The sequence below is a fragment of the Radiobacillus deserti genome (assembly GCF_007301515.1).
Classification (GTDB): domain Bacteria; phylum Bacillota; class Bacilli; order Bacillales; family Amphibacillaceae; genus Radiobacillus; species Radiobacillus deserti.
The window spans coordinates 257,213-276,221 of the sequence record NZ_CP041666.1; the positions used below are offsets into that span (position 1 = coordinate 257,213).

Here is a 19,009-nt window from a genome sequence, read left to right on the forward strand (position 1 = left end):
CAACCATATGCGAATTTGGTTGCTTTTCGACTTTATAACATAACAGTAGGTGATGAAAACATGACACAACCGTGGTGGAAGGATTCAGTTGTTTATCAAATCTATCCGAAAAGTTTTAACGATACGACTGGTAATGGCGTTGGAGACATTCAAGGTATTATAGAAAAGCTGGATTATTTAAAGGAGCTTGGGGTGGATGTATTATGGTTAACGCCGATTTATGAATCTCCGCAGAAAGATAACGGCTATGATATTAGTAACTATTTCGATATTCACCCAGAATATGGAACGATGGAGGACTTTGAACAGCTATTGGATCAAGCGCATCAGCGTGGACTTAAAATCATCATGGATATTGTAGTGAATCATACTTCTACGGAGCATGACTGGTTCCAAAAATCGCGAAGTTCAATAAATAGCGGATACCGAGACTTTTATATTTGGAAGGACCCGATTAATGGAAAGGAACCAACGAACTGGCAGTCCAAATTTGGTGGGAATGCATGGAAATATGATGAACAAACGGGTCAATATTACTTGCATTTATTTGATGTCACCCAAGCTGACTTGAATTGGGAAAACGAACAAGTGCGTACCGCTGTATATGACATGATGAAGTTTTGGTTAGATAAAGGAGTAGATGGGTTCCGATTAGATGTTATCAATCTTATCTCCAAAAATCAGGACTTTCCAAATGATGATTCAGGGGATGGGCGTAAATTTTATACAGATGGACCAAGAGTTCATGCGTATTTGCATGAGATGAACCAGCGTGTGTTTTCCCATTACGATATGATGACCGTCGGAGAAATGTCCTCTACGACGATCGATCATTGTATTAAGTACACACATCCAGACCGTGAAGAGTTAAGTATGACCTTTAACTTCCATCATTTAAAGGTAGATTATCCGAATGGAGATAAATGGACGAAGGCAGACTTTAACTTTCAGGAATTAAAGGATATCTTGTCTACTTGGCAGGTGGAAATGCATGAAGGCGGAGGCTGGAATGCGTTATTTTGGTGTAATCATGATCAACCAAGGGTTGTATCACGATTTGGAGATGATGAACGATACCATAAAGAATCCGCAAAAATGCTAGCGACTACCATTCATCTCATGAAGGGAACCCCGTATATTTATCAAGGGGAAGAGTTTGGGATGACAAATCCAAACTTTGATAAGATTGAGGATTATCGTGATGTAGAATCCCTAAATATTTTCGATATTAAAAAAGAAGAAGGGATGTCTGAGCAGGAGATTATTGAGATTCTGAAACAGAAATCTCGCGACAACTCCAGAACCCCTGTTCAATGGAACAGTAGTGAAAATGCTGGATTTACAAAGGGGACTCCTTGGATTCAACCTGCTGAGAATTATAAAGAAATTAATGCAGAGAATGCACTTGCCGATCGAGATTCTATCTTCTACCATTATCAGCAATTAATTCGTCTAAGAAAGCAATATGATATCATCGTTCATGGCGACTATGAGTTGATTTTAAAGGACCATGATGATATTTTTGCATATAGAAGAACTAGAAACAACGAAGAGATCCTTGTCTTGAATAACTTTTATGGCAAGGAAACTGTAATCGAACTTCCCATGGATATTAAAGTGGACGCGTCAGAGCAAAAGCTGATTCTCTCTAATTATAAGGATTCTGCTTCAACACTAGCGTCATCCATGACATTGCGTCCGTATGAATCGCTTGTATTCCATTTAAAAAAGTAGAAGAGGGCTTACCATGAATAACAAGTATTTAACGATCTATAATGAAATTTCGAAGCAAATTGAACAACAAATGTATGAACCAGGGAGCTTGCTTCCATCGGAAAATGAGTTAAAAGATCGTTATGATACTTCACGGGAAACCATTCGAAAAGCATTGAATTTACTTTCTCAAAATGGATTTATACAAAAGATACGTGGGAAAGGTTCAGTTGTCATTGATCGAAGTAAGTTTGATTTTCCAGTTTCCGGACTAGTGAGCTTTAAAGAGCTCGCGCAGAAGATGGACGGTAAAGCTAAAACGATTGTAAACGAGCTATCCCTTGAAAAGCCTGAGGACTATATCCGAAAGCAATTAAATGTTTCGGAAAAAGATAAGGTATGGAAAATTATTCGAACCCGTGAAATTGGTGGCGATAAGATTATTTTGGACAAAGACTTTCTCGTCCAACAATTTGTACCTACTATCACGAAAGAAATCTGTGAAGATTCTATCTATAATTACATCGAAAATGAGTTAAACCTATCTATAAGCTTTGCGAAGAAAGAAATTGTTGTGGAAGAACCTTCAGAAGAGGATAGAGAGCTATTGGATCTAGAAGGCTTTCACAACATTGTGATTATTAAAAACTATGTGTATCTGGATGATGCAAGTCTGTTTCAATATACGGAATCCAGACACAGACCAGATAAATTTCGATTTGTAGATTTTGCACGAAGGAATGTATAAGATGAATCCTGTATTCCGCTTGGAAGACAGGATTTTTTTGTGGGTATATTTAGACGCAGGAAAATAGGCAAGGATGACAAAGGAATACTACTCCTAGACCAATCTAATTACGTTTTTTCTTTTTTTCTAGTTCTATTCTCCCTTTTTCTTCTAATAAAACAAGAAGAGGGATGTATTTCTTTTTCTCATCTATATCCGTCGTAGCGTTGAATTGCATTGATAGTTTTTTGTATCGTGTTTGTTCAGCATCTGTTAAACCATCAAAAAAGTCTCCCATTATTCGCCTCCATTTCAACATACTCTAGTAATACTATAGACAGGAACTCTATCCTTCAAACTAGGGGAATGAAAACGTATGGAACTAGGGATAAAAAAGGAATGATATTAGTATCACGTATGTTTAAGGTTATTTTAAGGTTTATGTAGGATAATCAAAATCAAGGTAAGTGACTAGCTGTCAAAATAAGTACATATGCTTTTTGCGCTAGACCGATACTCGCACTAGACAATATGACAAAAAGGTGGACATGGCAAAATGAAAAAAATATCAACAAAGATTATCCTCTTATCCTTAATCAACTCTATTTTGGTGGCAATTATTAACGTAGGTGCATCCATAATCATGAGGAGCGGTACCAGTGGTGCAGCTACTCCCAATACAAATACAGAAGCGGCTGAGCAAATGCAATCAGGTTTTATACTCCCAGCACCAATATTGTGGGGATTACTGATTTCCTTGATTATTGGGATAGTCTTATCCTACTTCATAGGAAAAGCGATTGAAAAACCAATTGTAAAAGTAACAGAGTTTGCAGAAAAAACAGCTGATTTAGATCTGTCTGATTCAGATAAAGATTTAGAAAAACTGTTAAAAATAAAGGATCAAACGGGATCGATGGCAAGGGCGTTATATGGAACAAGAAAAGTACTGAAGGACATGGCCAAGGAACTACAAACCGTATCTTCAACGGTTACAAACCAGTCAGATAGCTTGAATAAAAATACAGATGAGAACGTCAATTCTATTACACATGTAGTGACAACGATTGATCAATTGGCAGCAGGTAATTCTGCACAAGCGGAGACGATGAATGACATTAGTAAAACCTTATCCGATGTAGTCAACCTTATAGATGAGATTGCCGTGAAAACTTCTGCCAATGCTGAGCAAGCATCTCATTCTATTGAGTCCATTAAGGAAGGTCAGAGAAGTGTTGATAGGCAGACGAAAAAAATGGATGAAACCCTTCATGTTTCAAGTGAAGTCACTCATTCCATTCATGATCTCAGAAGTATGATTAATCAAGTAACTGGCTTTGTTGATATTATTACTTCCATAGCAGAACAAACAAATTTATTAGCACTAAATGCGTCTATTGAAGCAGCTAGAGCCGGTGAATCTGGTCGAGGATTTGCTGTCGTAGCGGATGAGATTCGCAAGCTAGCAGAAGAAACCTCAAAATCAGCAAGTGAGATTACAACGATTATTGAAGGAACTTCGGATAAGACGGACTTAGCTGTTTCTAATATTGAGCAATCCAATCAATTGGTAGAAGAACAAAGAGATGCATTAAAAATTACAAAAGAAGCCTTTGAAAAAATTAAGCATATGTATGAAGGAATTGTAGAAGGATTTACACAAACTGCAGAGGCGATGAAAATAGTAAACGGAAACTCTAAGACGGTGTCTATCCAAATTCAAGATATCACATCTCAAATAGAGGAGTTTGCTGCAAGCACGGAGGAAATATCTGCAACTGGGCAAGAGCAGCTAGCATCCACGGAGATCATTGCAAACTCTGCTAAAGAGTTAGATGAATTAGCAATTAAATTAAATGATCAGATAAATATGTTCAAAATAAAATAGCTGAAATGGAACGATTATATGGGACATAACTAAAAGATAAGCCGAACAACAGCCTATACTAGCTCCGGAAACATACGTAGACTCCAGTGGGAGGAAAGGCATCGGTGAGACCCCGCAGTACGTCAGCACGAGGAGGCTCACCAGCCGCCCGCGGAAAGCGTCGTATATTTCCGGAGCAGGGTATAGGCACTATTATAATTATTCGTTTTTTCATTGCTTCCTATACGTTTGTCTCAACCTCTTGTTCCCATTTCTATCTTTCGCTTTCTTCGTTTTCTGTTACATCAATAGCAGCTGTGTTATTGTTTAGATAGGCTGCTGGAGAGGAGTGATGCTTTTTATTACTTGGGTAAAACTTTTCATTTAATGCTTGATTTACTTTCTCTATTTCATTATCAGGAATTTCATCATATCTATTTACTTTAGCTTTTCGAATAGAACTTTCCGTTAAAGTCTCCTTTTGATTATCTTTATTCTTTGACATCATATCCTCCTAAGAATATTTTCTTACTCTTTATGTTTCCCCATTACAAATAAAAAATGAATGTTCAAAGTCTATATTTTTGTACGTTGACGAAGGATGACGTCTTTGTTCCTAAGGTGCCTATCTTTTATATGGCATGAGATAATTTATCAATGGCTTCTTGTTCTGTTGAGACAAAAAACACTTGCTTTCCGTTATTGCACTCATATATAAAATCTCTTAATGGTTTACTTGTATAAGAAGAAAAATCTCCTAAAATTACAAACGTTACATGGTAGGTAATTAACAGATAAATAAGTATCGTAGATTGAAAAAAGGGTAATATAGCCCGTTGAAAGACTAACTACCCATTCATCACTCTATTCTACGTTTATTGCTTTATTGAGCGGTTGCAGCTTCCTTGTTATCTAGTTGCTTCTTTAAAAGGTTTTTAACCACAATGGCTGCTTTTACTTTAAGGTGTAAATCATTAGATACGGTCACATTGTAACGGCGACCTTGTATACAGTTTTTTAAATCATTAACATCCTGACACTCTTCTTTGAATTCATTGTACACACACCCATATTGGAAATATTGATGTGTATCACTACCACCAACGATAGGAAGGTTGAGTTGTTCAGAAAAATTCTTCATCTTGCTTTGATAAGGTTCTATTCCTTGGGAATGAAGGTCTTTTCCATTTAAATCCAACGCATCAAGCTGGCTGAGCTGCTCAGGCTTTAAATGATAAAGTGGTGTACTCTCACGAAACGGATGAGCGCCAATTTTTAACAGATTATATGGTGCTGTGATTTCCATGAGCTGGTCAAAGTGCACGAATGATACTCTTTCTGTATGCTCATTTAAAGCCTCTCGAATTTGTAAAATGTCTGAACGATCTCCGATAAGAAGGATGTGCCCCGTTTCAAAGATATCTACTTCCATCCCGGGAAATAATTTCAGGCCATGAATGTCATAATAGCCATGTTCATATGGGTAGTTCGCTTCTAAATAATCATATATATCTGTAAAGCGACTTGTATTGAAATGCTCGGTCATCGCTAAAGCGGTTAAGCCATTTTCCTTTGCTTCCTGCATCATTTCCTTAAAATAGTCAGGCATAAAAGCAGATTTTTTTGAGATTTTCACATGTGTATGGAAATCTATATTCATAACTGTTCCCCCTTAATTCACCATATATCCAATACCAAATATTCCACAAACATAGATAGCAGAAACGAGTAAAAATAAATAATCGCGTTTCTCCATCTTTAAATGAGCTAGCTTAATTTTCTTTACCTCTGGGTGGTTAAACCCATATAAACTTCCTTTTGTTTCTAGGGCTTCCACGGTTGTTCTTGCTCGTTTAGACGTGCTTAATAAAAGTGGGTAGAACGATAAAACAGCAAGCCTCACGAAATAAAAGATAGAATTCACGTAAAGGAAACCGTGTTTTTTTGGAGCTTTCCCCCTTAACCGAAAGGATAGAAAGACGTGGTGGTATTCCTCTAGTAGACTTGGGAGCATTCGATAACCATACGCAATACTAAATGATACTTGGCCTGGCACCCCAATCTTTAACAATCCATTGCTGAGTTTATCCGGGTCCATCGAACAGAACACGGTAATACTTGCTAAAGATATTGTAGAAAGCTTTAACGTTAAAAGAAGTAGAGGTAGAATAACGCTTCCGTTTCCTCCGAAAAACCAAGAAGCAACTAACAAATACCCTCCTTGTCCTAGCAATCCTAGGCAAAGGATAAAGATAATGAGTGGACTTACTCGAATCGAAATGGTCGTAACAACCATAAATAAAAAGAAGCCAAACAAAACAATTTCACTATGAAGAAACCACGGTACTATTCCAAAAAATAAATACCAGATAAAAAGAGTACGAGGATCTAGCTTTGCTAGAAATGTATCTCCGTTTCCGTATGCTGTATTTAGTAATTCAATCTTTATTTGCTCAACTGAAAGCTTATCCGATAGTTTGCGGGTGTATTCCATGCGTTGCCTCCTCTCTTTGTACGGCTTGAACAAAATCTTGAACGGTATAAGCAAGTGGAGAAAGGTTAAGCCGCTTGCTAAGCTGGAGGATTTGAGGTGCTTTAAGTCCAGCTACATCTAGTAATGATTGGTTTTGAAAGACAGATTCTCGATCACCATCGTGAATGATTTGTCCCTCATGTAGCACAATGATCCGACTTGCCCACTCAGCAACTAATTGCATGTCATGTGTCGCAATAACAACAGCTTCTACGTGTTCTTTTAAGGTTCCAATTAACTTCGTAATATGCTTTCTCGTTGCAATATCAAGATTTGCTGTCGGTTCATCAAGTAGAATGACGGAAGGGTTCATGGCAACACCAATAGCTAAAGAAGCTCGTCGCTGTTGTCCACCACTCATTAATCGACTATCTCGTTCTTGAAGGTGAGTAAGGTCATAAGCTTCTAAAATGTCATCGACGATTGCTTTGTAGTTTGGTATGTTACGTGCTTTTAAAAAGAACTCTACGTCTTTTCGCACGGAGTCTTCAATAAACATTTCTTCCGGGTTTTGATAAATATAGGTTACGAGGTCTGCCAAATGCTCGGGAGACTGCTTCTTCGTATCCAACCCTTTTACAAAAACGTGTCCTGACTCTGGTTTAGATAGGCCTGTAATTAAGCGCATCAAGGAGGATTTTCCAGCCCCATTATTTCCGACTAGTGCGATTAGATCTCCTTTATGAATATCCAGATTTATATGTTGTAGTACTTGCTTCTTTGATCGATTGATGGTTTTATACGAAAAGCTTACCTCTTCCATTTGTATAATAGATTCCGATTGCTCAGATTTAACCATGGATTCAGCAGCTGAAGCCGTCATTGGATGTGAAAAATAGGCCATCGCTTCGTCCAGGTGAATGGGTAAAATTCCTTTGTCGTCTGGATTGATGGAATAGGCAGCTTGCGTTACTTGTGGTGGATATATTTGTCGCTTCAATAACTGATCAACTTCTCGTAAACCATCCTCTGTCTTCTTTTTCCATACAACCTCGCCCTTATCCATTAACACGACATGTTTACAGAAATCCGCAATGAATTCCGTATGATGCTCAATCACAATGATTGTTTTCCCGTATTTTTCATTTAACCGTTTTAGGATGCGGTATGTTTCTTCTGCATGTGCGGGATCTAATTGAGCGACGGGTTCATCTATGATGAGTACATCTGGGTCTAGAGATAAGATACCAGCTAAAGCGAGCAAATGCTTTTGTCCCCCACTTAATTGCCAGATAAACTCGTCATCATGCCCGTATAGACCGACTAAGTCCAATGCTGTCTTTCCTTTTTCCTTATAATCTGGATACCCGTAATTTAAAGGCGCAAAGCTTGCATCGTCAAGAACGCGTGGACTTACAAGCTGGTTTTCAAAATCTTGATATACATATCCGACATTTTGGGATAATTCTGCTACTTTATGTTCTGTTGTTACAAGTCCGTTTACTGTAACTTTCCCTGAAAAATCTCCTACATAGTAATGTGGAATGAGACCGTTGAACAGTTTACAAAGTGTTGATTTTCCACTGCCATTACTGCCCATTATGGCGATAAAGTCTCCCTTTTCTATTGAAAGAGAGACATTACGCAATACAGGCAGATCCCCTCCTGGATATTGGAAGGTGACATTTTCGATGACAAGCTGTTCGGTCATGATGGGATCCTCTGATCCTCGTTAGAGGGCTTAGATTTATTTTGTTTCATTTTAAGCATGACGAAAACAGTAATGGCAGCAACTAGAGCGGCAGTCCCAATGCTAACCCAGATAAACCAATCTCCGAACGTTCCTAGGAAATCTGCTTCCCACTCATAATTAAAGTCTGTTTCGGATAAGTATTCGAAAAGAAAAGCACTACATGCTAGAACAACAGCTACGGTAATAAGTCTTGGAGTTAAAACCTCGGCAGTAGAGTACTTAATGGAAGTATCACGGGGTTTCATTCCTAGAAGGGGTTCAATTTTTCCATAAAGGCGTGGTACTAAATATAGCGTTGGAAGTAAAGCGAAAAGAATCCCAGAAAACAACACATCATTTAAGAATGCGAAGCCTTCTACGACAACAACACTCTCGGCTAATCCAGGTACTGCTTCCAGCTCTTCTACACCAACCCAAACTTTTAGAATATCAACGGTACAGCTAATAAATTGATGAATGGCAACACCTAGAATCGCAGCTGTACCTACTTGTCTCTTGTTTCGTGGATTACTTACTAGTGAACCTGCAATAAACATAGCGAGAGAGAATCCGATAAATTTCTCAAGCTCGCCAAACCCTCCGAACTGACCGAGCATAATTTCTCCAAAGATTACTTCTCCTAAAGCAGCACCAATAGCGGCATACAAAGGGTGAAATAAGATACAAAGGGTTAATGGAATAAACGCAAAGTATTCAATCGAAAATTCCACAGGACCAACATTTACGGAGGGGACGAGTTCGGTAATCATGTTAGATAATCCATATAAAGACATAGACAAAATAAAAACCATCATCTTCTGAGATTGTGTTAAGACATACCTTTCTTTTAATTCAGGCACGGTTCATTACCTCCTTATATTCGAATTATCTTAATTGTAAAAAACCATTATGAATCTCTCGTGTTGTCCAAGTGAAAATTTTGTAAATTTCGTATCATTTTTTAACATTATGTAAAAAAACTTTCATAGAGATAGGAAGTCATCACTATATATGCTATTCTTCGGGTGAAATGGAAGGGGGAGACGATTTGTTACAGGTGAAATGGGATACCTCACATATGTCACCTAGTCAGTACCAAATTGCCGATTACATACAAAAGCATACGCAGCAAGTATTGTTATCGACGGAAAAAGATATAGCGGATGCAGTCCAAGTTAGTATCGCGTCTGTGTCAAGATTTTGGCGAGTAGTTGGCTATAAAAATTTCAAGGATTTTAAGCAAGAGATGCGTAGTCAGTTGGAAGTCTCTCCTGCAGGGAAAATGGAGCGTATTATGGGCAGAGGCACTGAGGAAGAATTGCAGCATCATATTTTGGATATATCCGTTACCCACTTGTATAAGACGATGCAGCAGTTTTCAAGCACATCCTTTCGCCAGGCAGTTCGTCTCCTAACAGCAAGTAAAAAGACTCGAGTATACTGTCCGGGACCTTCGGCAGGACTAGGTGCCTTACTTCAGTATCGTCTTGCAAGATTCGGTTTAGACATACGGATAATGGATAAGAGTGGGAGTGAAATGTTGGAGGAGCTTCTCCACTTGGAGAAAGATAGTGTTGTCATTTTATTTGGATTTGTCCGCTTATTACCAGAAGCACGAGTCATTTTAGATTATTCCAAGCAAGTCGGTTATAAAACTATTATCATTACAGATCAGCTTATTGCTGATTTTTCTACACAAGCAAACTGTACGATGTTCGCAAGTAGGGGGGAAATCAGTGAATTTCATTCCATGGTTGCCCCGACCTTTTTAGTCGAAAACTTAATTATCGCAGTCGGAATGGAGAATAAACAGGAAAGTCTGAATCGATTAGAAAGGTTAAGTGAGCTTAGAAAGCGATATAGTAAAGAGCTACCTCGTTGAAACCAGAAGGGGTTGAAAGCCATCATTTCAACCCTTCAACTTCAATTTTAATCCTTCGTGCGTCGCTAAAAAGCCTAATCGTTTATAAAAGCGATGTGCATCCTCTCGTGTTTTATCCGTGGTTAGTTGAACAATCTGACAGCCACGTTCTTTTGCTCGTTCAATGGCCCACTGAATTAACTGACCGCCAATTCCTTGTCCACGATAAGCGGAAGAAGTTCTTACTCCTTCGATGGTTGCTCTCCAGCTCCCTTGGTGAGTAAGTTAAGGAGTAAATGTTATTTGAGCAACACCAACAACCCTATGTTCTATGAAAGCAACTACTAACTCATTGTTTGGGTCTGATTCAATGGCTTGAAATGCTTCGTAGTAAGAATTTGGCAATGGATGCGTGTTTTGTTCTCTTTGACTTCCTAACGGGTCATCGGCAAGCAATTCAACAATGGCTGGGACGTCACGTAGGGTAGGGGAACGAAAATGAAGCACCGCTTTTGTCATGACTCCTCCTCCTCTTTTGTGTTTCATCTAATTATAAATTAAAGGAGAGCTTTTGAGAATTGACGGATTAGTCTAGTTGGTTACTTGTTTCAACTAATTTGTACGGATCTATCATTGTCGTTTTAGGCAATATGACCAATAGGCATGGAAAGGATGAATGGCTCATATAAATAAGGGACATGCATAATTAAGGAGGGGAAACATGATACATGCAGTACTTGCCATAGCGATAACTAGACTTTTATCCGGATGTATAGAAATTGTTGCAGCTCTCTTAATTTTAAAATATAACGAAATAGAAAAAGCCTTTGTTATTAACAGTTCTCTTGCTATTATTGGACCGCTTATTCTCATCGTAACGACTACCTTAGGGCTTGTTGGCATGTCAGACAGGATGACCTTAAGTAAATTTTTTTGGATTTTCCTCGGAATTGTTTTTCTTATATATGGTGTGAAGAAATAGTTCATGTAAAAATCAATGGAAACGAAAAAAGACCAAGTACTATGATAGGTAGTACTTGATCCTTATCGACTTTTTTATTCTGGGATATAAGGCAAATCCTTTGTGTTAGGAATATTAATAACATGGGTATCCGTGTATGCCAGTAAACCTTCTTTCCCGTATTCGCGCCCCATTCCCGATTGCTTGACACCACCGAATGGGAAACGTACATCTAGCCCTTGAACTGCAGCGGTATTAATCATTGTCGTCCCGGCTTGGATGTGTTTTGCAATTTTTACGGCGTGCTCCTCTTTTCCCCACACAGAGCTAGTAAGTCCAAAAATACTATCGTTGGCTAGCTCTATAGCATGTTCGTCGTCATTAAAAGGTAATATTGGAACAGTTGGACCAAACTGTTCCTTCACGACGATTGGATCCTCCTGATTTGCACCTAGTACAACAGTAGGTTGCATAAAATATCCCTCTTCATATAACTCCTGATCGAGAATCTTTCCTAACTTAACGACTTCAGCCCCTTTTCCTTTTGCATCGTCAATCAAGCTTTGAACATATTTGACTTGTTTCTGGTTGTTAACTGGACCAACGGTTACATTTTTGTCAAAAGGATCTCCTACTCTAATCCATTTGTTTGCCGCTTCTATATATTTTTCAACAAATTGATCATAAATCGACTTATGTACATAGATTCTTTTCGCAATCATACAGATTTGACCAGCTGTTAGAAAATTAGAAATGACAAGTCTTCGCATCGCTTTCTCGTCTTGTATGTCGAAGTCATCTAAAACAATAGCGGCATCGTTTCCACCTAGCTCCAGTGTCATATGCTTAATCGTGTCAGCAGCAGCTTTCATAATATGCTTTGCTGTTTCTGTACCACCTGTAAAGGCAATCTTTGCGACCTTTGGATTGGATGTGAGCTCGACTCCAACATCTGCTTCTCCATGAACAAGATTCAAAACGCCAGGTGGAAATTCTTTCGCAATTAGCTCTACAACTTTACTTACTGCCAGCGGCGCTAATGGACTTGGTTTTAACACCATTGTGTTCCCTGTTAACAATGCAGGTGCAATTTTAATCGTGGAAAGGGAAATGGGATAGTTCCAAGGTGTTATGGCAGAAACGACGCCGATAGCATCTCTAGCAATGATTGTCTTTCCGTTATCATGTTCCTGGACGTCGCTTTTAATGACTTCTTTTACTTGGTCACAGGCGTATTCCATCCACATTAAAGAGACTCCAATTTCACCTTCTGAATCATATAATGGTTTTCCGTGCTCTCTAGATAACAATTTTGCAATTTCAGGTGTCGCATCTTTAATGTTTTGAATAGCTTTTCTCATCCGCTTAATACGTTCATCTATGGACGACTCTCTCCATGTAATAAACGTATCGTAGGCGACGTCAATCGCTTTTATAGTATCTTCGCGAGTATTTACAGGTGCATATCCTACAACTTCAGCTGGATGAGTTGGGTTTTCCCTCGGTGCTTGATTGTCTACCTTATATTTTTCTCCATTAATAATTGCGTCTATCATGATTGGACTTTCAGACATAAAGTGAACGCTTCCTTTCCAATAGAATTATTACTCCTAATGTTCCCAGAAAGATGCTTTAGTAACCACTATTCGTGAATATTTAACAATGAAAGAATGATTCATAGTACTCCTACAAGGCATAGAACATTTTTGTATTCAAATAAATTTGTTGATAAACATCATCCACAGGTAGCTTCTTTAAGGTAGCGATCTGTTCAATGACTGCATGGATCATTTTCGGATGTGTCATTTGATTCGCAAACGGACCTTTGAATCCCCAAGGTCCGTCTGTTTCCACCATCATCTGTTCTATAGGATACCTCTGAATCAATTCCTGTATCTCAGGCTCGTATAGGCAGTCCGGAGTAAAGGAGACGTGATAACCATTTTCAATCATCCGTTCTACCGTTTTTGCATCCCCCTTAAACCAATGAAAGTGGGCCTGTTTACTATTGTGTTTTTCTAATAAATCACAAACGATAGGTGCATGGTCATACACCGCATGCAAAACAACAGGCTTCTTAATTTGAGACGCTATTACAATCATCCGTTCTAGAAAGTGGACGTAGGGATCTAAAGATAAGCTAGGGTTCGTTTTCTGCATGTTGTAGTATGGTAACCCTATTTCTCCGATTGCAACCATCGTCCCCGAATTAGAAAGGAGGAATCTTTCAAGCTCCTCTTGATTCTTTCTACTGGGTAAATCTTGTTCTGGATGATGACCGTATGCTACCTTTATGCGCGGATCCATTTTGTGAAGCTCCAAATTCCGTTTGCAGGATAATAGTGAGTAAGATACGGCAATTAGTGCTTCAACTTTATAGGATTCCATCTCTTGAAGGATGGTTTCTTGCTCCTTTTGCTTGTACATATCTAAGTGTATATGTGCATCCATGATAGGCTTCATAAGGAACCACTCAATTCGGAATAAATTTGTTTTTTTAGGGACAGAAATTTTTCCTCCAATAATAAGTTAGGTAACCTTGGTCGAGAGAATGGAATGACAAACTCCTTCTTCACGGTAGCAGGCTTAGAAGACAACACGATGACTCTGTCTGATAAAAAAATTGCTTCATCAATATTATGTGTGACGAACAAAATAGCTTTTTGTTGCTCTTGCCAGAGGTCCATTAGCCATGTTTGCATATCCAGTCTTGTAAATTCATCTAAAGCAGAAAATGGTTCGTCTAAGCAAATGATAGATTGTGGGCTCAATAGACTTCGAACAAAAGCAACACGCTGCTTCATTCCCCCGGATAACTGATGTGGATAGACGTGTTCATAACCTTTTAACCCAGCGCGCTCTAGCATATGAATGGCTTCCGTTTCCTTATTTTCTCCTACAATTTCCGCAGCTAATGTTACATTTTTTAGAATCGTTCTCCAAGGAAATAACGAGGGAGATTGTGGCATATAACTGATTTTCCCTTTTTGATTCGTGACGTTCTCCCCATTAATTAAAAAATTCCCACCATCCGGTGTGATGAGCCCACCAATCAGGTGGAATAAAGTACTTTTTCCACTTCCAGATGGTCCTAAAATAGACACGAATTCCCCTTCCTTGACGGAGAAGTTAAGATCATTTAAGACAAAGGCTTCACCGAAGGACTTTGAAATATGTTGGACCTCTAATGCTTTCATCTTTTTTCTCCTTTCGGCTTCCAGCGAATGAGACGACGTTCAGCAGTCACTATCATGGAAAAGAATAATAAGCACAATATCACGATATAAAGAATGGATACAAAAACACGGTCCGTTCGAAAGGAGGAAGAGGCGAGGGTCATAAATACCCCAATCCCGTGATTTCCACCTAACCATTCAGATATAACTGCACCCATCACACTATAAGTAGCTGCAATTTTTAAACCAGAGAATATAGAAGGGAGTGCATGGGGCCACTCTAATTTACGGAATATTTGTCCTTTACTAGCTCCAACCATCAGCATGTAATGCTTGAGTTCATCGGTGGTTTGGCGCAGCCCATCTAAGGTAGCAATTGCGATAGGAAAGAAGCAAAATAAGGTGATGACAATGACCTTTGGTAAAATCCCAAATCCAAACCAGATTACAAGTAAGGGTGCTAACACGATCGTCGGGATGTTTTGGGAAATAATGATGAGTGGGTAAACCGTTTCCCGTACTTTAGGCATCAGATGAAGAATGGTAGCAACCCCTAATCCAATGATTGAGCCGCATATAAAGCCAATGAATGTTAAACGAATGGTGGCCAATAGATGTCCTTGGAAATCTGACCAGGATACAAGCACTTCTTTCCATATTTGACTAGGGGAAGGGAGTAGCCAGGCAGGAATATCCAACCATCGGCTACTTCCCTCCCAAAGGACAAGCAAAAGGATAATCAACGTGGTGGGACGCCATCCTTTCTGGATCCATCGTTTCATCGATATTTCTCCGTTAAGCGGTCCATGGTAGCACCATTTGGATTGTAAAGTACTTTAATTTGCGAAATGATGCTAGGGCTTCCTAATTCAACCATTCTTTTATTCATTTTTTCTACGATAGAGAATAGCCTGCTTAACTCGCCTTCCATCGTCGTTTCAAGTGGATGCACCTCATATTTCACCCCAGCTTGGTCGATGATTGCGATAGCTTCATCCACAAATGGAATGACATCTTCCCCATTTCTCGTCTTCGGTATGATTTGAATACTTAATAATGCGTTTGCCATTATTCCTTCACCTCTGGTAAAAATTCATTAGTAAAGGAAGCCTCTGCATCGAGTTTCTTTTCTAGTAATTGATTGTCCATCATCCAGCTTGCATAGTTCTCCCAAACCTCTAGCTTTTGAACACCCCATTGCTTTGCGTCATCCTGATATCTTGGAGACAACCATTTTTGGCTTGCTCTCACTAGTTCTGGGTCAAGATCTGGGACAGCTTTAATGAGAATCTCAGCAGATTTTTCTGGATTGTTAATGGCATATTTATACCCTTTAGAAGCGGCAGTGACAAATGCTCTTACTGTATCTGGATCTTCTTTTATTTTATCTTCACTTGTCGTAAGCACAGGCGTATAATAGTCGAGTTTTTCCGAGTAGTCGGTTAGATACACCATGTTTAATTTTTGGTTACGAAGCTCTGCTTCTACTCCGGTCCATGCATAATAGATCCAAGCAAAATCAATATCTCTTTCCACCGCAGTGAAAAAGTCGGAATTCCCCATGTTCACAATATTAACGTTTTCGACATCTGCATTTTCCTGTTTCATTAACGAGTCAATAACGGCTTTTTCGACAGGGTCTCCGTATCCACCGTATGTTTTCCCTTCGAAATCAGCAGGGGAGTCAATCTTTTTATCTTTCGGTGAAGCAAACCCAGATGTATTATGCTGTATGATTGCTGCAATCGACACGAGTGGTACCCCTTGGACCCGTGCTTGGGTTAGGCTTTCCTGCGCCCCAATTCCGAAGTCCGCTTGTCCAGATGCAACTAGTTGATTGGCACCAGCTTCTCCTGGAAGAACAATCTCTACATCTAAACCTTGCTCTTCAAAATAACCTTTTTCTTTTGCAACATATAAGCCCGTGTGGTTCGTATTTGGGGTCCAATCTAACATAATTTTAACCTTCTTAAGCTCTTTTGTGCTGGTTCCTTCTTCTTTTGCTGCGGATTTACTTTGTTCTTGCCCGCAAGCTGCTAGTAGTCCAACTAGCAATATTAATGAGATGATCATCCATTTCTTCATATCCAATTCCTCCTTAATTATAGAAATCGTTGCACCAATTTCCCGTGATTCGGTGAACCCAGCTAGTATTTTTTGGATAAATAAAAAGCGCCAAAGGCTTGAGCCTTGGCGCATGTAAACATAAATGAACACAAAAACGTGTTTGCTTTATCCATGTTCCCTACGCTGGTCTCAACCAGATCAGGTTCTAAGGGTCAGTATCTAACGGATACAATCTCAACCAGCAAACACTGGTCCCCCCACAGGTTCGTATAATTTTATTGGTTTAACGTTTCGTTCTAACTTTGCCATAGTTCTTTTACTTTTTCAAGAGTTAATGAATCTCCATTTCCATATTTTCTATCGTTTTATTACCCGAAATGATGGTTACATCCGCGACTCCTTTTTCTGAAAAGGAAATGGGGCTGACTTCATAAATGGATTGAATGTTATGCTTCAAATTGGTTTCCCTTATGGGAGTAAGGGTCACGTCTAATTCCTCAGATTTCCCGGAAGGATAGGTTACTTGTAATTTCGTATTATCTCCAATCTCTACCGGTTCCCAAAATACAAGGTGAATAGAAGCTTCCTCCTTTTTCTTAATAAGCTGTGGTGCATAATAGCCTACCTCCCCAATTTCCCCGAACACGGTATATTCCCCCTCTTCCACATAGATGTCTAGATAGGGCGGCTGGTAGGTAATAAGATGAAATATTCCATATCCAATAGCGAGAATGGCAATGATGGGGAGACCTATACGAAGTTGCTTAAACCCTTTGTTGGAAAAGCTGCTCATAAAACGAGAATAGGTGGCTCGTTTGTCTGCAATAATGAGAATGAGCGAAACAATAAGTAAGACAATCCCTAATGCAATATAAGTCACAAGCCAACATTCCTTTCGTATTTATTACCATTATTTTACCATAAGTGTTTAAGTGGTTTTTACACTATTAAAAATATGTGGGACTTCTGGATGAAATGAATGATGAAGTCTCATACTATGCAGTAGATATCTTGAATTGTTTAAAAAGGAGTAGAAGAGATGGCTTTAAATCAAAACCTGCCTCATGACAGGAGTGTAGATAACAGTATTGCTGTTATGAGGGAAGGCTATCATTTTATCCAAAATCGGTTGGATAAGTATAAAACAGAAGTTTTTGAAGCGAGAATATTAGGAGAGCAAGCTATTTGTATGAGCGGAGAAGAAGCTGCACGGTTATTTTATGATACTAATAAATTTAGAAGAAATGGGGCAGTACCAAAACGAGTTCAAAAGTCGACGTTTGGGGTAGATGCTGTCCATACCATGGACGATGAAGCTCATACGCATCGGAAGCTTTTATTTACAACCCTACTTGCTCCTGAGCGGCAGAAGGAAATTGCTGGAATGATAATGGAAGAACTGCTCGCCTCTATTGACAATTGGCAAGAAAAAGAAAAAATCATCCTATTTGAAGAAGTGAAAGTTATTTATTGTCGAGCAGTGTGTAGGTGGGCGGGAGTTCCTCTGAAAAAAGAGGAAGAACGAGAGCGAGCGGAAGACTTTAGTGCAATGGTGGATGCGTTTGGGGCAATTGGACCGAGACACTGGAAAGGGCGTCGAGCTCGCAATCGAGGGAATGAATGGATTAAACAAGTGATTGAAGATGTCCGAAATGGGAAAATGGATGCAAAACAGGGAACAGCTCTTTATGAAATGGCCCATTATAAGGAGTTAGATGGAAGACAGTTAAATTCTTTAATGGCTGCTATTGAGCTAATCAATGTACTACGTCCTGTTACAGTCATCTCTATTTTTGCTACCTTTGCGGCACTGGCTATTCATGACCACCCGCATGTAAGAGAGAAATTAAAGGAGAGAGACCCAGAATACCTAGAATGTTTTGAACAAGAAGTAAGAAGGTTCTATCCATTTGCACCGTTTTTAGGGGCTCGAGTAAAGGCTGATTTTAAGTGGAAGGATTTTTATTTCAAGAAAAATATGCTCGTCATCCTTGATGTTTATGGTACGAACCATGATGAAAGGATTTGGGATAAGCCTGAAGTGTTTAACCCAGATCGGTTTCGTGATTGGGATGGAAACTTGTTTACTTTTATCCCGCAAGGTGGGGGAGATCCGAAGAAAACACATCGTTGTCCTGGTGAAGGGGTAGTAGGGGAAGTAATTAAATCCACAGTTGACTTCTTAGTGAATAAGATTGATTTTGATGTACCAAAACAGAATTTGGAATTCAGTTATGTAAGGATGCCTACTTTACCGGAAAGTGGCTTTATCATGGAAAATATTAGACGGAAATAAGTCAGACTCTAGACGGTTGCTCTTTCTATTCCGTTAGTTCTATAATGAATGTATTACGTATTCTGGAGGTGTCGGCTATGGTAAATGAAACACATTTGCCACACTTTGTAGCAGCTCATGCAAAGCCTACTATTGG

General features: G+C 39.1%; 19 protein-coding genes, 2 pseudogenes and 1 riboswitch. Of the genes and pseudogenes, 6 read left to right on the plus strand and 15 right to left on the minus strand.

Annotation, left to right across the window (positions count from 1 at the left end; genetic code table 11):
• Window positions 1-60 precede the first annotated feature (60 nt).
• Together treC and treR are read left to right on the plus strand one after the other, a co-directional pair.
• Entirely contained in the window at window positions 61-1,734 is a 1,674-nt protein-coding gene (gene treC, locus FN924_RS01410; protein WP_143891738.1) for an alpha,alpha-phosphotrehalase, read from the plus strand.
• Between the two features lie 13 nt (window positions 1,735-1,747).
• The gene (gene treR / locus FN924_RS01415) at window positions 1,748-2,461 is read left to right on the plus strand and encodes a trehalose operon repressor (RefSeq protein WP_143891739.1); all 714 of its coding nucleotides are present in this window, start codon (window positions 1,748-1,750) and stop codon (window positions 2,459-2,461) included.
• Window positions 2,462-2,564: 103 nt separating this feature from the next.
• On the opposite strand, the gene FN924_RS18765 is transcribed toward treR, so the two are convergent.
• A complete protein-coding gene (locus FN924_RS18765; protein ID WP_158633900.1) occupies window positions 2,565-2,738 on the minus strand; it encodes a hypothetical protein in 174 nt (57 codons plus the stop codon).
• Between the two features lie 258 nt (window positions 2,739-2,996).
• Here FN924_RS18765 and FN924_RS01420 point away from each other — a divergent pair, with 258 nt between their 5' ends.
• Entirely contained in the window at window positions 2,997-4,328 is a 1,332-nt protein-coding gene (locus FN924_RS01420; RefSeq protein ID WP_143891740.1) for a methyl-accepting chemotaxis protein, read from the plus strand.
• A gap of 253 nt (window positions 4,329-4,581) precedes the next feature.
• Here FN924_RS01420 and FN924_RS01425 read toward each other — a convergent pair whose 3' ends face one another.
• From FN924_RS01425 to FN924_RS01450, 6 genes and pseudogenes are all read right to left on the minus strand, one after another.
• Entirely contained in the window at window positions 4,582-4,812 is a 231-nt protein-coding gene (locus FN924_RS01425) for a hypothetical protein (protein ID WP_143891741.1), read from the minus strand.
• Between the two features lie 127 nt (window positions 4,813-4,939).
• Window positions 4,940-5,095 (minus strand): annotated as a pseudogene (locus tag FN924_RS01430) (DUF4180 domain-containing protein); the annotation flags it as partial.
• 95 nt (window positions 5,096-5,190) lie between these two features.
• The gene (locus FN924_RS01435; RefSeq protein WP_143891742.1) at window positions 5,191-5,967 is read right to left on the minus strand and encodes a PHP domain-containing protein; all 777 of its coding nucleotides are present in this window, start codon (window positions 5,965-5,967) and stop codon (window positions 5,191-5,193) included.
• Between the two features lie 12 nt (window positions 5,968-5,979).
• Window positions 5,980-6,801 carry an energy-coupling factor transporter transmembrane component T family protein gene (locus tag FN924_RS01440; protein ID WP_143891743.1) on the minus strand — a complete coding sequence of 274 codons (822 nt, stop codon included), beginning with the start codon at window positions 6,799-6,801 and terminating at the stop codon, window positions 5,980-5,982.
• Window positions 6,773-8,491, minus strand: coding sequence for an ABC transporter ATP-binding protein (locus FN924_RS01445; RefSeq protein ID WP_143891744.1), 1,719 nt, complete (start codon window positions 8,489-8,491; stop codon window positions 6,773-6,775). Before FN924_RS01445 ends, FN924_RS01440 begins: the two co-directional genes overlap by 29 nt.
• Entirely contained in the window at window positions 8,488-9,372 is an 885-nt protein-coding gene (locus FN924_RS01450; RefSeq protein ID WP_194709678.1) for a DUF8171 family membrane protein, read from the minus strand. Before FN924_RS01450 ends, FN924_RS01445 begins: the two co-directional genes overlap by 4 nt.
• 197 nt (window positions 9,373-9,569) lie before the next feature.
• On the opposite strand from FN924_RS01450, the gene FN924_RS01455 reads away from it, so the two are divergent.
• On the plus strand, window positions 9,570-10,394 hold the full coding sequence (locus tag FN924_RS01455) for a MurR/RpiR family transcriptional regulator (protein ID WP_228409636.1): 825 nt from the start codon (window positions 9,570-9,572) through the stop codon (window positions 10,392-10,394).
• Window positions 10,395-10,421: 27 nt separating this feature from the next.
• On the opposite strand, the pseudogene FN924_RS01460 reads toward FN924_RS01455, so the two are convergent.
• A pseudogene (locus FN924_RS01460) lies at window positions 10,422-10,892 on the minus strand (GNAT family N-acetyltransferase).
• A gap of 202 nt (window positions 10,893-11,094) precedes the next feature.
• Between FN924_RS01460 and FN924_RS01465 the strand changes: the two are divergent.
• Window positions 11,095-11,355 carry a YqhV family protein gene (locus FN924_RS01465; protein ID WP_143891746.1) on the plus strand — a complete coding sequence of 87 codons (261 nt, stop codon included), beginning with the start codon at window positions 11,095-11,097 and terminating at the stop codon, window positions 11,353-11,355.
• Window positions 11,356-11,429: 74 nt separating this feature from the next.
• Here the strand turns inward: FN924_RS01465 and FN924_RS01470 are convergent, their stop codons facing one another.
• From FN924_RS01470 to FN924_RS01500, 7 genes are all read right to left on the minus strand, one after another.
• Window positions 11,430-12,908: an aldehyde dehydrogenase family protein gene (locus FN924_RS01470; protein ID WP_143891747.1), complete on the minus strand. Its 1,479-nt coding sequence runs from the start codon at window positions 12,906-12,908 to the stop codon at window positions 11,430-11,432.
• Window positions 12,909-13,020: 112 nt separating this feature from the next.
• Complete coding sequence (locus FN924_RS01475; protein WP_143891748.1) at window positions 13,021-13,797, minus strand: TatD family hydrolase; 777 nt, start codon at window positions 13,795-13,797, stop codon at window positions 13,021-13,023.
• Window positions 13,794-14,531, minus strand: a complete 738-nt coding sequence (locus FN924_RS01480) for an ABC transporter ATP-binding protein (RefSeq protein WP_143891749.1) — start codon at window positions 14,529-14,531, stop codon at window positions 13,794-13,796. The genes FN924_RS01475 and FN924_RS01480 overlap by 4 nt, the downstream gene beginning before the upstream one ends.
• On the minus strand, window positions 14,528-15,292 hold the full coding sequence (locus FN924_RS01485; RefSeq protein WP_143891750.1) for an ABC transporter permease: 765 nt from the start codon (window positions 15,290-15,292) through the stop codon (window positions 14,528-14,530). The genes FN924_RS01480 and FN924_RS01485 overlap by 4 nt, the downstream gene beginning before the upstream one ends.
• A complete protein-coding gene (locus FN924_RS01490) occupies window positions 15,289-15,579 on the minus strand; it encodes a thiamine-binding protein (protein WP_143891751.1) in 291 nt (96 codons plus the stop codon). Before FN924_RS01490 ends, FN924_RS01485 begins: the two co-directional genes overlap by 4 nt.
• Complete coding sequence (locus tag FN924_RS01495) at window positions 15,579-16,595, minus strand: ABC transporter substrate-binding protein (RefSeq protein ID WP_143891752.1); 1,017 nt, start codon at window positions 16,593-16,595, stop codon at window positions 15,579-15,581. The genes FN924_RS01490 and FN924_RS01495 overlap by 1 nt, the downstream gene beginning before the upstream one ends.
• Window positions 16,596-16,735: 140 nt before the next feature.
• Window positions 16,736-16,846: riboswitch (TPP riboswitch) on the minus strand.
• A 62-nt stretch (window positions 16,847-16,908) separates the two neighbouring features.
• The gene (locus FN924_RS01500; protein WP_143891753.1) at window positions 16,909-17,457 is read right to left on the minus strand and encodes a hypothetical protein; all 549 of its coding nucleotides are present in this window, start codon (window positions 17,455-17,457) and stop codon (window positions 16,909-16,911) included.
• A 159-nt stretch (window positions 17,458-17,616) separates the two neighbouring features.
• Between FN924_RS01500 and FN924_RS01505 the strand changes: the two genes are divergently transcribed.
• Window positions 17,617-18,873, plus strand: coding sequence for a CYP152 family fatty-acid peroxygenase CypC (locus FN924_RS01505; RefSeq protein ID WP_143891754.1), 1,257 nt, complete (start codon window positions 17,617-17,619; stop codon window positions 18,871-18,873).
• Window positions 18,874-19,009: the final 136 nt, after the last annotated feature.

What these genes read in the sequence shown, in the direction of transcription:
- FN924_RS01435 (WP_143891742.1), bottom strand. Translation starts at nt 5,967, where the DNA reads ATGAATATAGATTTCCATACACATGTGAAAATCTCAAAAAAATCTGCT.
- FN924_RS01465 (WP_143891746.1), top strand. Translation starts at nt 11,095, where the DNA reads ATGATACATGCAGTACTTGCCATAGCGATAACTAGACTTTTATCCGGA.
- FN924_RS01490 (WP_143891751.1), bottom strand. Translation starts at nt 15,579, where the DNA reads ATGGCAAACGCATTATTAAGTATTCAAATCATACCGAAGACGAGAAAT.
- FN924_RS01440 (WP_143891743.1), bottom strand. Translation starts at nt 6,801, where the DNA reads ATGGAATACACCCGCAAACTATCGGATAAGCTTTCAGTTGAGCAAATA.
- FN924_RS01420 (WP_143891740.1), top strand. Translation starts at nt 2,997, where the DNA reads ATGAAAAAAATATCAACAAAGATTATCCTCTTATCCTTAATCAACTCT.
- FN924_RS01495 (WP_143891752.1), bottom strand. Translation starts at nt 16,595, where the DNA reads ATGAAGAAATGGATGATCATCTCATTAATATTGCTAGTTGGACTACTA.
- FN924_RS01485 (WP_143891750.1), bottom strand. Translation starts at nt 15,292, where the DNA reads ATGAAACGATGGATCCAGAAAGGATGGCGTCCCACCACGTTGATTATC.
- FN924_RS01425 (WP_143891741.1), bottom strand. Translation starts at nt 4,812, where the DNA reads ATGTCAAAGAATAAAGATAATCAAAAGGAGACTTTAACGGAAAGTTCT.
- FN924_RS01480 (WP_143891749.1), bottom strand. Translation starts at nt 14,531, where the DNA reads ATGAAAGCATTAGAGGTCCAACATATTTCAAAGTCCTTCGGTGAAGCC.
- treR (WP_143891739.1), top strand. Translation starts at nt 1,748, where the DNA reads ATGAATAACAAGTATTTAACGATCTATAATGAAATTTCGAAGCAAATT.
- FN924_RS01445 (WP_143891744.1), bottom strand. Translation starts at nt 8,491, where the DNA reads ATGACCGAACAGCTTGTCATCGAAAATGTCACCTTCCAATATCCAGGA.
- treC (WP_143891738.1), top strand. Translation starts at nt 61, where the DNA reads ATGACACAACCGTGGTGGAAGGATTCAGTTGTTTATCAAATCTATCCG.
- FN924_RS01470 (WP_143891747.1), bottom strand. Translation starts at nt 12,908, where the DNA reads ATGTCTGAAAGTCCAATCATGATAGACGCAATTATTAATGGAGAAAAA.
- FN924_RS01475 (WP_143891748.1), bottom strand. Translation starts at nt 13,797, where the DNA reads ATGAAGCCTATCATGGATGCACATATACACTTAGATATGTACAAGCAA.
- FN924_RS01505 (WP_143891754.1), top strand. Translation starts at nt 17,617, where the DNA reads ATGGCTTTAAATCAAAACCTGCCTCATGACAGGAGTGTAGATAACAGT.
- FN924_RS18765 (WP_158633900.1), bottom strand. Translation starts at nt 2,738, where the DNA reads ATGGGAGACTTTTTTGATGGTTTAACAGATGCTGAACAAACACGATAC.